The sequence below is a fragment of the Enterobacter sp. PL_is511 genome (assembly GCF_055816065.1).
Genome location: NZ_JBVPGP010000024.1, coordinates 1,104,933 through 1,120,600, shown reverse-complemented (window position 1 = coordinate 1,120,600; position 15,668 = coordinate 1,104,933). Strand labels below are relative to the sequence as shown.

At 54.4% G+C, this 15,668-nt stretch carries 13 protein-coding genes and 1 other RNA gene; 5 read left to right on the top strand and 9 right to left on the bottom strand.

All coding sequences use genetic code 11. The features are described 5' to 3' along the window. Positions 1-87 precede the first annotated feature (87 nt). Positions 88-2,238, top strand: coding sequence for a formate dehydrogenase subunit alpha (gene fdhF / locus AC0TN7_RS20880; protein ID WP_463726838.1), 2,151 nt, complete (start codon positions 88-90; stop codon positions 2,236-2,238). Positions 2,239-2,304: 66 nt separating this feature from the next. Here fdhF and AC0TN7_RS20875 read toward each other — a convergent pair whose 3' ends face one another. The 6 genes from AC0TN7_RS20875 to AC0TN7_RS20850 all read right to left on the bottom strand — a co-directional run bounded on the left by AC0TN7_RS20875 (position 2,305) and on the right by AC0TN7_RS20850 (position 8,341). Next, positions 2,305-2,946, bottom strand: coding sequence for a LuxR C-terminal-related transcriptional regulator (locus tag AC0TN7_RS20875; RefSeq protein ID WP_024909401.1), 642 nt, complete (start codon positions 2,944-2,946; stop codon positions 2,305-2,307). A gap of 51 nt (positions 2,947-2,997) precedes the next feature. Then, on the bottom strand, positions 2,998-3,516 hold the full coding sequence (locus tag AC0TN7_RS20870) for a fimbrial protein (RefSeq protein WP_473702398.1): 519 nt from the start codon (positions 3,514-3,516) through the stop codon (positions 2,998-3,000). A 5-nt stretch (positions 3,517-3,521) separates the two neighbouring features. After that, complete coding sequence (locus AC0TN7_RS20865; protein WP_267216639.1) at positions 3,522-4,469, bottom strand: fimbrial protein; 948 nt, start codon at positions 4,467-4,469, stop codon at positions 3,522-3,524. An 11-nt stretch (positions 4,470-4,480) separates the two neighbouring features. Then, entirely contained in the window at positions 4,481-7,009 is a 2,529-nt protein-coding gene (locus AC0TN7_RS20860; protein WP_473702397.1) for a fimbria/pilus outer membrane usher protein, read from the bottom strand. Between the two features lie 44 nt (positions 7,010-7,053). Continuing rightward, positions 7,054-7,731 carry a fimbrial biogenesis chaperone gene (locus tag AC0TN7_RS20855; RefSeq protein ID WP_473702396.1) on the bottom strand — a complete coding sequence of 226 codons (678 nt, stop codon included), beginning with the start codon at positions 7,729-7,731 and terminating at the stop codon, positions 7,054-7,056. A gap of 79 nt (positions 7,732-7,810) precedes the next feature. Continuing rightward, positions 7,811-8,341: a fimbrial protein gene (locus AC0TN7_RS20850; protein WP_024909406.1), complete on the bottom strand. Its 531-nt coding sequence runs from the start codon at positions 8,339-8,341 to the stop codon at positions 7,811-7,813. Positions 8,342-8,758: 417 nt separating this feature from the next. Between AC0TN7_RS20850 and AC0TN7_RS20845 the strand changes: the two genes are divergently transcribed. Next, entirely contained in the window at positions 8,759-9,418 is a 660-nt protein-coding gene (locus AC0TN7_RS20845; protein WP_024909407.1) for a winged helix-turn-helix transcriptional regulator, read from the top strand. A gap of 69 nt (positions 9,419-9,487) precedes the next feature. Continuing rightward, positions 9,488-10,117, top strand: coding sequence for a helix-turn-helix domain-containing protein (locus AC0TN7_RS20840; protein WP_024909408.1), 630 nt, complete (start codon positions 9,488-9,490; stop codon positions 10,115-10,117). A 50-nt stretch (positions 10,118-10,167) separates the two neighbouring features. Here AC0TN7_RS20840 and AC0TN7_RS20835 read toward each other — a convergent pair whose 3' ends face one another. The 3 genes from AC0TN7_RS20835 to ydiJ form a co-directional block, all read right to left on the bottom strand. Further along, positions 10,168-10,362 (bottom strand): YdiH family protein, encoded by a 195-nt coding sequence (locus AC0TN7_RS20835; protein ID WP_003857766.1) that lies wholly within the window; start codon positions 10,360-10,362, stop codon positions 10,168-10,170. Positions 10,363-10,447: 85 nt separating this feature from the next. Next, positions 10,448-10,858, bottom strand: a complete 411-nt coding sequence (menI, locus tag AC0TN7_RS20830) for a 1,4-dihydroxy-2-naphthoyl-CoA hydrolase (RefSeq protein WP_023311321.1) — start codon at positions 10,856-10,858, stop codon at positions 10,448-10,450. Then, complete coding sequence (gene ydiJ, locus AC0TN7_RS20825) at positions 10,855-13,911, bottom strand: D-2-hydroxyglutarate dehydrogenase YdiJ (RefSeq protein WP_473702395.1); 3,057 nt, start codon at positions 13,909-13,911, stop codon at positions 10,855-10,857. Before ydiJ ends, menI begins: the two co-directional genes overlap by 4 nt. 325 nt (positions 13,912-14,236) lie before the next feature. Between ydiJ and ydiK the strand changes: the two genes are divergently transcribed. Next, positions 14,237-15,352: an AI-2E family transporter YdiK gene (ydiK, locus tag AC0TN7_RS20820; RefSeq protein WP_061715441.1), complete on the top strand. Its 1,116-nt coding sequence runs from the start codon at positions 14,237-14,239 to the stop codon at positions 15,350-15,352. A gap of 208 nt (positions 15,353-15,560) precedes the next feature. Next, positions 15,561-15,668: antisense sRNA RprA (gene rprA, locus AC0TN7_RS20815), an RNA gene on the top strand.

Sequence of the window (15,668 nt, the reverse complement as noted above, 5' to 3'; positions counted from 1 at the left end):
CAACCTGGCACGGTTCCTGCTTAACACCGTTTACGGGACTGGGTTTTCCAGTCAACTTTGCTTCATTTCTTAACAGGTCTGTTATTGATGAAAAAGATCGCCAGCGTCTGCCCCTACTGCGGTGCAGGCTGTAAATTAAACCTTGTCGTTGAAAATAACCGTATCATCCGTGCCGAAGCGGCAGAGGGCGTCACAAACCAGGGCACCCTGTGTCTGAAAGGCTTTTACGGCTGGGACTTCCTTAACGATACCCGTCTGCTCACCCCGCGCCTCACTCAGCCGATGATCCGCTACCACAAAGGCGAGGCTTTCACCCCCGTTACCTGGGAAGAGGCAATCCGCTACACCGCCCACAGGCTCAGCAGCATTAAAGCGCAGCACGGGCCGCGGTCGATCATGACCACCGGCTCCTCCCGCGGAACCGGCAATGAAACAAACTATGTGATGCAAAAATTTGCCCGCGCGGTGCTGAACACCAACAACGTGGACTGCTGCGCGCGCGTCTGTCATGGTCCTTCCGTGGCCGGTTTACAGGAAACGCTCGGCAACGGCGCCATGAGCAACTCCATCAACGATATTGAAAACTCAAAATGTCTGCTGGTGTTTGGCTATAACTGCGCGGACTCCCACCCTATCGTCGCCCGGCGCGTGCTGAAAGCGCGTGAAAACGGCGCGAAAATTATCGTCTGCGATCCGCGGCGCATCGAAACGGCGCGCATCGCCGACCAGCATCTGCAGGTGAAAAACGGCAGCAACATGGCGCTGGTGAACGCCTTCGGCTACGTGCTGCTGGAAGAGGAGTTGTACGACAAAAGCTACGTGGCGCGCTTTACGGAGGGGCTTGAGGCCTACCGCCAGACGGTGAAAGACTATGCGCCGGAGAAGGTTGAGCATCTTACCGGCATTCCTGCCCGCGACGTTCGCCAGGCGATGCGCACCTTCGCGGCGGCCCCTTCCGCCACCGTGATGTGGGGTATGGGCGTGACCCAGTTTGGTCAGGCTGTGGATGTGGTCAGAGGGCTTTCCAGCCTGGCGCTGCTGACCGGGAACCTTGGCCGACCCGCCGTCGGCGTCGGGCCGGTACGCGGTCAAAATAACGTCCAGGGTGCCTGCGACATGGGCGTACTGCCGAATATGTTCCCCGGCTATCAGGATGTGACCGATCCGGCGGTCAGGCAGAAGTTCGCCGACGCCTGGGGGATTGACGTCAATAAAATGGACGATCGCGTCGGGACGCGCATTACCGAGGTGCCTCATCTGGCGCTGGAAGGCAAGGTCAAGGCCTACTACATCATGGGGGAAGATCCGCTTCAGACCGAGGCCGATCTCGGTCTCGTTCGCAGCGGTTTTGAGGCGCTCGACTTTGTTGTGGTTCAGGACATCTTTATGACCAAAACGGCAGAAGTGGCGGACGTTCTGCTCCCTGCCACTTCCTGGGGTGAACACGGCGGCGTCTTTACCTGTGCCGATCGCGGGTTCCAGCGTTTCGGCAAAGCCATTGAGGCCAGCGGCAACGTGAAGCGCGACTGGGAGATCATCAGCCTGCTCGCCACCGAGATGGGCTACCCGATGCATTATGACTCCGACCAGCAGATCTGGGATGAGATGCGCGAGCTGTGCCCGCTCTTCTTCGGCGTGACGTATGAAAAAATGGGCGAGATGGGCCACGTGCAGTGGCCGTGCCCGACGCTGGATCATCCGGGCACGCCTTACCTGTACAAAGACAATCAGTTCGATACCCCAACCGGTAAAGGACAGCTCTTTGCCGCACCGTGGCGCGCGCCGGCGGAAACCCCGGATGAAGATTTCCCGCTGGTGCTGTGTACGGTACGCGAGGTGGGACACTACTCCTGCCGCTCGATGACCGGGAACTGCGCTGCGCTGCAGAGCCTGGCCGACGAGCCGGGCCGGGTGCAAATGCACCCTGCCGATGCGGAAAAACTGGGCATCAAGGAGGGTCAACTGGTCTGGGTACGTTCACGTCGCGGCAAAGTGATTACCCGCGCCAGCATCAGCGAGCGTATCAACAAGGGCGCGGTTTATATGACCTATCAGTGGTGGATTGGCGCCTGCAACGAGCTGACCCAGGATAATCTCGATCCCATCTCCAAAACGCCGGAAACGAAGTACTGCGCGGTACAGCTGGAGGCGATTGAGGACCAGCGCTGGGCGGAGGATTTTGCAGCGTCGGCGTATCAGTCCATGAAGTCGCGGCTGATTAGTGCGGTGAATGTCTGAAGAAATGTCGGGTGGCGTCACTGCCACCCGGCAACTAAACGACTACAGTCCCACCGTCTCTTCCGCTCATCCGTCGAAACCGATCAGATGGTCACGCAATTTGTTCGGGTAGGCATTTTTTTCGACCATCCTGTGAATGAGCGCCATAAGCTCATAATCACTGCGCAGATCGAATTTTTGCATCAGCAAATACTTATGCGTAAATATCGTTTTATCACTCGTCCTGAGTACATCAGCAATCTGCCCTACCGAGAATCCTCTGTAAAAATTCACCGTGACGCGGATCTGCTGCGGCGAAAGTATTTTATGCTGGCACTCGAAACAGCCGTTATGCTGCCAGCGATATCCCGGCAGTTGCGTCCGGTACCATGCAATAAAAAGCATCTCGCTAACCTGACCAAGCGGGGCGCGGCGGGAGATAAAAATGATATCCTGAAAACAGGATGTAAAAGCGGAAAAACGCCGCTCATCGTCCACCAGCCCAATCACAATCCCTTTTTTTCGCGCTTTCAATTCAGGAACACAGGTCAGCGTTTCCCCGGGGCATAGAGCGAGAATAATAATATCCGCGGCACTGACGCTGTCATAAGTAAGCTCAGTGTCAAAATGAATGTGATGCCTGAAATTATGCAGGAAAAAATCCACAAGAAAATATTGCAGGCCATTTTTAAAAAAAGAATCCGGTTCTTTAATCAGGATATTCAACATATCAATTACCAACATCTGCATATCAATAAGGACAACCAACGCGCGTGCCGATCAGTTGTATTGCATCGTCATGACCACGACGGCACTGATGCTCCCCGGCGTCGCACCGCCGGTGACAGATTTGACTGATGCCTGCATGACCATCGTCGCGGTTCTGTCTGACGCAATAGTCTGCGTAATGCTTGTCCCTGTGCCCTTTAACGCACCGGTTGCGCCCTCGCTCATCGCAATCGCGACGTTCGTGGCCGAACCGCTGTTCATGTAGTAACTCGCCCCCGAGACGGGATCGGGGTTGCCGGTAAAGGAGACCGTAACGCTGCGCGTGCCTGCCGGACACTGGGTAAACGGCAGGCTAAAAAACACAGGATCGGATGTCGCCCCCGGCGTGGCCATATTGGATGCCTGAATATTGCCGAGGTTAATATCCAGACTGGTATTGCCCCCATTGAATACGCAGGGAGAGGCGATAATATTGCCGGCGACGCTGACGTTAACGCTATCCGCTGCAATAACATTGCCGCTTATTACTGCCGCGATGAACGCTGCCGTGCGCATTATATGCATCGTCATCCCCTTTACTGGTAGGTCAAATTTAAGGTTGCTGACGCATTTGCGGTACCGGGTTCTACCGTTGTTTGCGTCTGGTAATAACGCGCCGTTAATGGGAACGCTTCCTGCCCCCCTGCCGCAAGCTTCAGCGGCAAACGCGCATTGAGGGTGAGCGGTGTACCGTTATAGAGCAACTGAACGCCAACCCCTTTCGCCGTACCGGTATTACCCTGCCCCGTAAGCGCGAGCACGCTGGGTGTTGCAACGTCAGGATTCTGAATGCCGCTGAGTGATACGTTGACGTTAGCCCCCGCATCGCAGTTAAGCCCGAGATTTTGCGTATTTTGAGCGCCAGCCGGTGTGGTGCCTATCGTTGAGCCAAAAAGCGCGGCAGAAATATCGCCTATCGGAAATGTCAGTTGCGGTGTTGTAATATTGCAGGCCAGTACATTAATGGTTCCGCCCAGCAGGGTGGTCGTCAGGCCATCACGGTAAACGCCGTCACTGCCCTGCAGCATCACTACCCCCAGCACGCCCGGCGTCAGCGACCCCGACGAGACCGGTCCGGTAACGATAAGTTCTATTTTACCGCCCCACCATTCGACATAACTTGCCTGAGCATTATAGGAAAAGGTATTGGCCGGGTTTTCAAAATAATTACCCGACGAAAAACGCACGCCTATACCGTTTACATTCGTGTCATAAACATGATTACCGTAAGCACTCGGTGTCGCATTCAAATACCGCATGCTAAAACCCAGCATTAATGGATTGGCACACCCCGTTAAATAGGAACCGGTTATTGTCGCGTTTCGCGAAAATAATACGGTTCCAACTGCCACGTCACGTTGAACCGTAATTGTGCCGATGGACAAAGTTGATTCCTGCGGCGTAATCGTCGTGCAGGTTCCTGCATGAGCACTGTTCCAGCCTGCTGCGATATACAGCAGGAATATGATGTTAATTAAGCGCATGTTAAAAAACCCTAAAGACAATTGACGTTAATTTCGGTAATTCCACCCGCCGATGGCTGCGGGGAAAGCACGTAAGGTGCGCGGCATTGCCGTTCGCTTTCCGCTCCCCACGTGACGAAGACGGTTCCCTGAGTATCCAGGCCGGTGAGATAAGCCTGGCCTTTATCGCCAACAATAACGCTGCTGCCGTCGGCGCCCTTAAGGCTTGCCATCGCGCCAAAGGGAACAAACTGGCCGTTATGCAGTAAATTAAATAACACCCGCCGCCCCACCTTCGCCTTATAGTCGGCCAAAACGATCGCGCCACGCGTCGGCGTCACCGTCCGGGTATTAATATCCAGCTCAACATCATCCGGCAGACTTTCCGGGGCAAGGGTGATGTCATTTTTACGGTATACGGAGAGATTACTGACCACCGTATATCCGCGGTAATCCGTTTTAACGCCCGCCTGATTGCGGATATCGACACCGTGTGCGCCCGGCGCGCTAATCAAAACATTGGTCTCGCCCAGGGGTTGCGAAAGCGTGATCCCCTCTCTGTGAGCAAGAATGCCCCCTTGCAGGCCGTAGTTAAGGCGCTCGCTGTTTTTATCGTAGCTGTAGCCCGCCGTCGCTTCGCCGTAGGTTCCCTTATAATCACCGTCCAGATTGCCCGTGTAGCCGACGCCGTCCGACCCAAAGCCTTGCTGCACGTTCCAGTTCAGGGCGTGGTTTTCCAGCGCTACGCCGTTCAGGCCGATGTTGTGGGTGGTGCCGTTATTCTTGCTGGCGCTCACGCCATAGTTAGCCCAGGTCTGCGGCAAAAACGTCTCCAGCGGGATACTGACGTTAAAGGCCAGCAGCTGATCTTTGTCGTACCGTTTATTGTTATCATATGAACCCGCACTGCCGTTTTTACTGTAGGTCCAGGTGAGTCCGTAACTGATGTTGTGCCAGTAGTTGTTGTAGCCCAGGCTGTATGACGCAATTGTTTTACCCGAATTCCAGTAGTCTTCGCGGGCCGCGCTCAGCGTCAGCGAGCCAAGATCACCGCCCAGTGTCTGGCTCATCGTCAGCTCGGCGCGGTTTCGGCGTCGATCCTGAAGCGCGGAGCTGTCACCGTACGAATCAAGGATCTCCTGCATACCGTAGTAACCGCTGGTCGAGTAGCGGTAACCCGCAATCGAGAAATGGGTTCCGGTCCCCACAATGTTTTTGCTGTATCGCGCACGCCATGACTGACCGTTGGATTTCTCACCGCCCTGCGGGGTGGACCAGGCCTGAGTCATGTCCGCAGAAATGGCGCCGAAATCACCCATGTTTTTTCCAAGCCCGGTGGCGATCGACTGATATTTGCTCGACTCCTGCAGCCCGCCATACAGCGTTAGCCCATACGGCAGACCATAGATCCCGGTGATTTGCCCGAAAGGTGTCTTATCGACGCTGCCGTTATAAGAACGGTATTGCCCTCCGGTTACTGAATACTTGAGCCGTCCTTCGCGCTGTAAAACCGGTAATGACGCGTACGGGAGGGTGAAATGTTGCTCACTGCCATCAGCCTCTTTAACGGTGACGTCCAGATCCCCGGCGCCGCCCGTGGGGTACATATCGGTAATCTCAAAAGCGCCTGGCGCCACGTAGGTCTGATAAATCTGATAGCCGTTCTGCCGCACCACCACCTGGGCATTGGTGCGCGCGATCCCCCGCACCACGGGTGCATAGCCTTTCAGCGAATCCGGGAGCATGTCATCATCCGAAGCCAGCTGTCCGCCGCGAAACGGCATACTGTCGAACACGTCGGCTGGCGCGGAGCTATCCCCCAGGGTGAGCTGCGCTTTGAGCGGAATAATGGCCCGCTGCGCATAGGTGTAGACGGTATCCCATTTGTCCTGACCGGTTTCATCCCGCGACCAGGTGGTGTAATTTCGCAGTCGCCACGGTCCAACGTTGAGACCCGGGCGCAGGTTGGCATATTGACTGTTGCTGTTTTTACTGCCGTTTTGTTTTGCCCGGCTGTTTGCGCCGCTCAGGCTGTAATTCAACATGGCGGCGGCGATCCCTTCATCCCATAGCGCTGGCGAGACATACCCGCGTGCCGGCATATCAATGGCGGCCTGAGGAATGCTGACGATCAGTCGCTGCGCGGCAAACTGAAAATCCGTGCTGGCGTGAGGAATAGCCTGAAGGTTGACACAGGACGCGTCCTTACTGGCTAAGTCGGGAAAAAGCGCGGTTTTGACGCCCCATCTGTTGAGCTGTTCAATACTCAGACAAGGCTTAAGGCTATCGCCCTCTTCCCCACTTTTTACTGCGGTAAAATCAATATCGCTGGTCTCGATGAGTTGGTCGTCAAGGATGATGTCAACGTGGTATTTCCCTGGTGCCTGCGAACCTGATTCAAAAGCAGATAAATCAGCTTTACCCGTGCCCGGATTGTCCAGTTCAACCAGCTCGGTGTTGAACGAATCACGGGCATAAACAGTCTGCATTGCATTTACCAGCGCAAAGGCGATACAGATCGCCAGACGCGCAGGCTGCATTTTTTTAGTTTTCGTTGCCATCATCATTAACCTGACCTGCTATGAGGATCGCCGCTTTTGATGAATTAAAAGCTGGCCTGATACATTCTTCCGGGGCTGCCGTAATCATTAATGACTTTGAATGAAATGTGGTTATCATTGGCACCTGCGGGTAAGCTAAATACCGCCGTTGCACCCGGTGCCACCCAGGAGACCTCATCCAGTTTTTTATCACCGACGCTTATTTCATTAAAGTTGATGACATATTGCGTTGGATTGGTGACCATGAGCTTATTCCCGCTACGCGACCAGGTTAATTTATTCGCTTGTTCTTCCGGCGTTGATCCCTTCAGACCTGACGGGCGATAAATAAGCTTGATGCGCGTTTTGACAGCAATTTGCAGTGAGTTTTCCTGTTTTGAGGCAGACGGTATGGCTTTAATATTCAGCCAGAAAAGACTTTCTTTATCCTGGGGTAGTGAACCCGAGAGTAAAATACGTTCAATGTTTTGCTGCCCGCCATCCAGCCGATATAAAGGCGGCGTTACAATAAAAGGTGCTTTATTAGCATTCCCCTCTGGCATGTCAACCCAGGACTGGATTAAATAAGGCACGCTTTCAGCATTATTGATACTGATTGATGCCTCTTTTTTCCCACCATCAAAAATAACGCGGGTACCGCCAATAATGACCCCGGCATAAGCGTTCGAAAACGATGCTGTCAGGGCGGCCGATATGACCAGGGCCTTGCTAATAAAATGCATGTTACACCTCTTGAAACACGGGGGCAGAAACTGCCCCCACGCAGAACGTCACGGAACCGACTCGTGTTCTGCTTAATGACTAGTTATAAACAACGGAGAAATTTGCCACGGAGTTTGCAGGACCGGCCGTCACCGATGCCGCCGTTGAAATATACTGCGCGTAGAAATTCAGCGTATTATCGGCGGTGCTGCTTAGCACATAGCTATAGCTGTTACTGCCGTGCAACGGCAGATCCGCTTTATCAGCGGTCATCAAATTAATAGCAACACCCGTTGCCGCTCCGGCGACGGAGGTATCAATAGCAAGCAGATCGGCGTTAGTCAGATCGGGCGTACCGTCAAAACGGACTTTGGCACTGTTGACCGTAACCGGGCAGTTCTTCAGGACGATGTCGAATTTCGTTGCCGCAGTGCGGGATCCTGTTGCCGGAAATTCTGTTTTATTGTAATCGCCTAACACCACCACCTGATTTTGAGAAGCAACCGCGACATCGCAGGCAGAATCCAGGATGTTACCGTTAAAATTAACGGTTCCTGCAGCAGCGAGTGCATTGCTCATCATTAAGGCAGAACCTGTCGCAACCATCGCTAAAATAATGTTCTTTTTCATAATCTTCATTTTCCTGTTTACGGGATAACTTTATTTATTATTAAAACGTACGCAGCAGAAAGTTGATAAATAAATCACAGTGGATTCATCTTCTTTTTAATTAACGCTATAAGGTTTTTCTGACTGACTGATTAAAATTTATATAATCATTTTGGTGAATACAACTTTTTGATGGTCTAGCTGTAGACTCTGATTTAACGTAATTTCAACATTTCTTTCAGGATACGCTTACGTCTTATTTCCTGGTCTATTAGTAGACTTGATCGTCTTTATGTTTTCATTCAAGGTGTTAGATATCAGATGCTCAACGGTCTACTTTTGGACCTTACCGAAATATTCCCTGACTCCTTCATTTTTAAGATAATTCTCCAGGCAGATTAAAAAACGATCAGACCCGTAGTCGCTGTGAGGTATCTTATGAATACGCGTTTAACCACGCCATTGAATAACCACGAATCAACCGTTCTGGGTTTAAAACCGTTTATCCATATAGATGCCCTGATTAAATCAGTGCTACCTGCTGCGAACAGAATGGTCATCTGTCGGGGAGAAACCGTACATTATTATAAAGATGATGTGCGCCAGTGTTTTTTACTTCTCCAGGGAAGCGTGGCGCTTCATCGTCGCGGCGACGGCATTGTTTTAAACTCTGAATCAGCGCCTTTTATTCTTGGCGTCAGCAGTCAATTTTCTTCGGAGCATCTCTATGTCAGGGCCCTGGAGACGGCAGAAATCGCCCGCGTGTCGCTGGAGACGTTTAATCAGATTGTTGCGCAGCAGGATTTATGGGAGCACTTTTCAAAGCTGCTGATTTATACGGCCTCACGGGTGTATGAGCACTGCGCGCAAATATCGCAAATGTCTGCCTACGACATCATTCGCTTCCAGCTTGTTGAACTCATGCAGGAGCCCGATGCCATACGGAAAAATACGACGGCCGCCGCGTACATCAAAAGCAGGACCTATCTTTCACGTAGCGGAATTATGCGTATTCTGGCAGAACTGCGGAACGGGAAGTACATCACCATGGAACGTGGGGTGCTGCTTGACATTCATCATCTGCCGCGAAAATATTGATAGCCAGCGTGCCTGTACCCGGGAGAAGCGCTATAATTAGCCAGGTTATTTTTAAGGTTGTCGGCTGCCATGTCCCTTCCAGAAAAGTCTCAACGGGGTTCTCCCTACGCGCAAGAGCTTATTTCACACCTGTTGCCTGATTGCACAACGCGACATACCGCCCGCGGCGAGCGGCTGGACCTGCAAATTAACGGTCAGGGCATGTGCTATTTAATTCTCGAAGGAACCATCGCCATCTACAGAAGAAGCGATGACATGATGCTGTCTACGGCTCGCAGTCCGGCCGTATTCGGCCTCGCCAACCTGACCGACATCTATTTCAATGATTATATTAAGACCGTCAGCCCTTGTCTGATAGGGACGCTCACCACCGAGCGGGTGAATGAAATTATCAAAGAGAAGGCGCTATGGGGACTGCTTTCTAAGCAGCTCATCTTTGTGTATAGCCGTCTTTATAACAACGTGATGCCGCAGGGCGCGCCGACGGCGTATGAGATGATTCGCCAGCAGCTGGTCAAGCTGATGGAGGAAGATGAGAGTTATCGGCTCAGCGTGACGGCGGAAAGGTATATCAGAGAGAAAACCCAGCTCTCCCGCAGCGGCGTGATGCGCATTCTGGCGGATTTAAAAACCGGCGGATTCATCGAAATGGAAGAAGGCAGGCTCATCAAAATCAATAAACTCCCCGCCCGATACTGAATGTCAGACACAAAAAAGGCCGCATTCGCGGCCCTTTTATTCTCATGTACTCAATGGACGTGAACGCCCAACCGCCAGGCAAAGTAGATCTCTTCTTTCAACTCATTTGAAGAGAGCGCCAGCAAATCTGTAAATTCCAGCTCAAGCTGTTTCAGCTTTTTCAGGTACTGCGCCGGAGACAGGTTGCTCTTATCGCGACGTAAATATTCAATTGCCAGCTGTGTTGGGGTTATTTCAGTATCCATGATGTCCTCACTTATGTACAAAACCTGACCAGTATACCACAACGCGCTGGCTAGTTTTTGACCAAAGGCAAGACATCTGAAAACTTTACACAACCGCCGTGGTCAGCCGCGACGAGCAGCACAGGCGATCCTGCTCATCGAGAATATCTATTTGCCACACCTGATGGCGGCTTCCGGCGTGCAGCGCGCGGCAAACACCGCGCACGCGTCCGCTGCGCACCGAGCGAATATGGTTAGCATTCACCTCAAGTCCGACAACCTTCTGCTCCCCTTCGGTGCAGAGATACCCCGCCACCGAGCCCAGCGTTTCGGCCAGCACGACGGACGCTCCGCCGTGCAATAAACCAAACGGCTGGTGGGTGCGACTATCGACGGGCATGGTGGCCTCAATCTCATCGTCGCCAATGCGGATAAACTGGATATCCAGCAGCCCCACCATGTTCCCCTCGCCCATGGCGTTCAGCGCCTGCAGCGTCACGGCACGTTTCCAGATCATCCAATTATCTCCAGTAAAGCCTGCAATGGGTGACGTACACCGTTGCCTTCTACCCGTTTTACCTGGCTGCGGCAGGAGTAACCCGTCGCCAGACAGCGGTTTCGCGGCAAACGCTGCATCGCCTGATGCCAGGACAGCTCATAGATGCCGAGCGAGTTGGCGTGGTTTTTCACTTCGTGTCCGTAGGTACCGGCCATCCCGCAGCAGCCGACGCTGACGCTCTCCAGCTTCGCACCGAAGCGGGCAAAGACAGACGCCCACTGCGCGGGGGCACCCGGCAGCGCGGTCACTTCCGTGCAGTGACCGAACAGATACCACGGTTCACCGCTGACATCCTGAACAGCCTTATCTTCCAGCGCTATCGGCAGCCACTCGTGCACCAGCATCACGTTGAAATCGCCGCGCTTATCGCCCAGGGTCTGCTTGTATTCATCGCGATAGCACAGCACCAGCGCCGGATCGACGCCGACCATCGGTATCCCGAGTTGCGCCACGCGATTCAGGAAGTCAGACGTTTTCTGCGCGGTCTTCGCAAAGCGGTTCAGGAAACCTTTAATGTGCTGCGCCTTGCCATTCGGGGAGAACGGCAGCACAACCGGCTGGTAACCCACTTTCTCCGCCAGACGGACGAAATCGGCCACAACCTGCGCATCGTAGTAGCTGGTAAACGGATCCTGCACCACCAGCACCACCTTCGTTTTTTGCTCAGGCGTGAGTGCCTCCAGCTGCTCAAGGGTCATGTTCGCCGAGCGATGCCCGACGAGCTGGCGCTGCAGAGACGGTACCGACAGCAGCGGCAGATCGACCATGCCGATGTGTTTTTCGGAGAGCTTGCGCACCAGCGGCTGGTTGATAAAGAAGTTGAACGTCTTCGGCGCGCGCGCCATCAGCGGCGCGTAGCTTTCCACCGTCGCCACCAGATGGTCGCGCACCGGGCGGAGGTAGCGGGTGTGATAAAGCTGCAGGAAGCGCGAGCGGAATTCCGGCACGTCGATTTTAATCGGGCACTGGGTGGAGCAGGCTTTACAGGCCAGACAGCCGGACATCGCCTCTTTCACCTCATGGGAGAAATCATACTCGCCCTTGTTGGCATGCCAGCTGTTGCGGGTGCGCTCAATCAGCGAGCGCAGGCTGGCCCGTTTTTCCGGCAGCTCCTGCTCCAGCCTGAGCGGATCCACCCCGCGGTCGGCCAGCAGACGCAGCCACTCGCGCACCAGCGTCGCCCGCCCTTTTGGCGAGTGGATACGGTTGCTGGTGATTTTCATCGACGGACACATCGGGCTTTTCACATCAAAGTTAAAGCACAGGCCGTTGCCGTTGCACTCCATCGCGCCGCGCCAGGAGGAGCGCACCGCAATCGGGATCTGTCTGTCGTAGGTGCCGCGCTTGACGGCATCCACCTGCAGCATTGGCGCGTCCACGCCTTCAGGCGGGCAGATTTTACCCGGGTTGAGGCGGTTATGCGGGTCGAAAGCCGCTTTCACCTTGCGCAGCTCCGCGTAGAGCTGTTCGCCGAAGAATGCCGGGCTGTATTCCGCGCGGAACCCTTTCCCGTGCTCTCCCCAGAGCAGACCGCCGTATTTGGCGGTTAAGGCCACCACGTCGTCGGAGATCTGCTTCATCAGAATCTCCTGCTGCGGGTCGCACATATCCAGCGCCGGACGCACGTGCAGTACCCCGGCATCGACGTGGCCGAACATGCCATAGCTCAGGCCGTGGCTGTCCAGCAGGGCGCGAAACTCAACGATGTAATCCGCCAGATGCTCAGGCGGCACGCAGGTGTCTTCGGCAAAGGGAATGGGCTTCGCCGCCCCTTTTGCATTGCCGAGCAGGCCCACGGCTTTTTTACGCATCGCATAGATACGCTCAATCCCGGCCAGATCGTTACAGAGCTGCCAGCCGATCACGCCGCCCTGGCCCTGCGCAATCAACTCATCCAGACGCTGGCAGAGCGTGGTGACCTGGCGCTCAATCAGCTCCGCATCATCGCCGGCAAACTCCACGATATTGAGACCGAGCATCTCTTTATCCGGCACGTCGGTAATCAGCTCGCTGACGGAGTGCCAGACAATGTCTTCCCTGGCCAGATTAAGCACTTTGGAGTCGACCGTTTCCACCGACAGCGCTTTCGCTTCCACCATAAACGGCGCATTGCGCAGCGCGGAGTCGAAGGAGTCATACTTAACGTTCACCAGACGACGCACCTTCGGCAAGCGGGTGATATCCAGCCGCGCCTCGGTGATAAACGCCAGCGTCCCTTCGGAACCGGTCAGCACGCGGGTTAAATCAAACTGGGTCAGGTCGTCGTTAAAGACGTGACGCAGGTCATACCCGGTCAGGAAGCGGTTTAGTTTGGGGAACTTATCGAGAATAAGCTGGCGGTTGTCGCGGCAGCGTTCCAGCACGGTACGATAGATGCGTCCGCTGGCGGTGTTATCTTTACCCAGCGTTTCCGCCAGTTCGACCGGCATCGACTGGGTATCGAGGATATCGCCGCCCAGCAGAACGGCACGCACGCCCAGCACGTGATCGGAGGTTTTACCGTAGACCAGCGAGCCCTGACCGGAGGCATCCGTGTTGATCATCCCGCCAAGGGTCGCGCGGTTACTGGTGGAAAGCTCCGGGGCGAAAAAGTAGCCGTAAGGCTTGAGATACTGATTAAGCTGATCTTTGATAACGCCCGCTTCGACCCGCACCCACCCCTCTTCCGGGTTGATCTCAATGATGCGGTTCATATAGCGCGACATATCAACAATGATGCCCTGGTTCAGCGCCTGACCATTGGTCCCGGTGCCGCCGCCGCGCGGCGTAAAGACCAGTGAAGCAAAGCGCTCCTGCGTCGCCAGCCGGGCGATAAGCGCCACGTCGGCCGTTGAACGAGGGAAAACCACGGCATCGGGAAGAAGCTGGTAAATACTGTTATCGGTCGCCATCGTCAGCCTGTCGGCATAGTTCGTGGCGGTATCACCTGTAAAACCCTGTTGCTCCAGTGCCTGCAAAAAATTAAGCACCAGCTGAACGACGCCAGGTGCCTGAGAAATCTGTGGGATCATAACTGTCGACCCTAATTAGAGTTGTATATACACGTCATCCTTCGAGCTGCCTCTGCGTTGGCTGCGTCTGCTCACCCCAGTCACTTACTTCAGTAAGCTCCTGGGGATTCTCAGACTTGCCGCCTTGATGCAACTCGAATGATTTTGTGTATAAAATCGTTTGCGTTGTGTCTGGAAAGTTTTATCACATTTTTTTCTTATAATCTCTGCTGAATTACAGGCAAAATCCGCCTGTCAAAAACCGCCGAGATCATCAATGATTAGAGAGACGCGGTTTTCCGTTCCCGCCAGTCGTACTGGCGTTCTTTTAAGGAAAGTTTCATTTATGGTCAATCTTCGCCAGCCCAGGGATGTTGCGCAAATTTTACTGTCGGTGCTGTTTCTGGCCCTCATGATTATTGCGTGTCTGTGGATTGTTCAACCCTTTATTCTCGGCTTCGCCTGGGCCGCGACCGTGGTCGTGGCCACGTGGCCTCTGCTGCTGCGCTTGCAGAAGCTGCTGTTCGGCCGCCGCGGGTTAGCCGTGCTGGTCATGACGCTCCTGCTGTTCCTGCTGTTTATTATTCCGATTGCCCTGCTGGTGAATAGCCTGGTGGATTCCAGTGGCCCGGTTATTCGTGCCATTAGCAGCGGTGACCTGACGCTGCCGGATCTGGCCTGGCTGAACAGCATTCCGGTGGTGGGCGCCAAGCTCTACAGCGGCTGGCATAGCCTGCTGGAGATGGGCGGCAGCGCGCTGATGGCAAAAGTCCGCCCGTACATTGGCACCACAACCACCTGGTTTGTCGGTCAGGCGGCACATATCGGCCGGTTTATGATGCACTGTACCCTGATGCTGCTCTTCAGCGCCCTGCTCTACTGGCGCGGCGAGCAGGTCGCTTTAGGCGTTCGTCATTTTGCCACCCGCCTGGCGGGCAAACGCGGTGATGCTGCGGTACTGCTGGCTGCGCAGGCCGTGCGCGCGGTTGCGCTGGGCGTGGTGGTCACCGCGCTGGTGCAGGCGGTGCTGGGCGGTATCGGTCTGGCGATTTCTGGCGTACCGTACGCCACCGTATTTACCGTTGTCATGCTGATGACCTGTCTTGCGCAACTGGGGCCGCTGCTGGTGCTGGTTCCCTGCATTATCTGGCTGTACTGGACGGGTGACACCACGTGGGGAACGGTGCTGCTGGTCTGGAGCTGCGTGGTCGGCACCATGGATAACGTCATTCGTCCGATCCTCATCCGTATGGGTGCTGACCTGCCGCTGATCCTGATCCTCTCCGGCGTCATTGGCGGTCTGATTGCCTTTGGCATGATTGGCCTGTTTATTGGCCCGGTGCTGCTCGCCGTTACCTGGCGCCTGTTCTCCGCCTGGGTGCATGAAATTCCACCTCCGGGAACAGACCCGGACGTGATTCTGAGCGAACTGGAAGAGCTGGAAGAGAAGAACACGCATTAAGTTTTTTGCCGGGTGGCGCTAACGCTTACCCGGCCTACATTCCCCCTCACAATACTTTAACGCTGCTAAAGTATTTATTCGTTGAACACTGGTCAGACCCGCCGTTTGTGCATTAAACCCGCGATTAACCTCAAGAAATCTTTACGCATCTTTAACTATTGAGACGAATCTGATCGACGCTAAAGATCACAATGCCTACTATTAGCTCACGGTTATAAATCAACACCTTGATTTATAAGCATGGAAATCCCCTGAGTGAAACAACGAATTGCTGTGTGTAGTCTTTGCCCATCTCCCACGATGGGCTTTTTTTTAT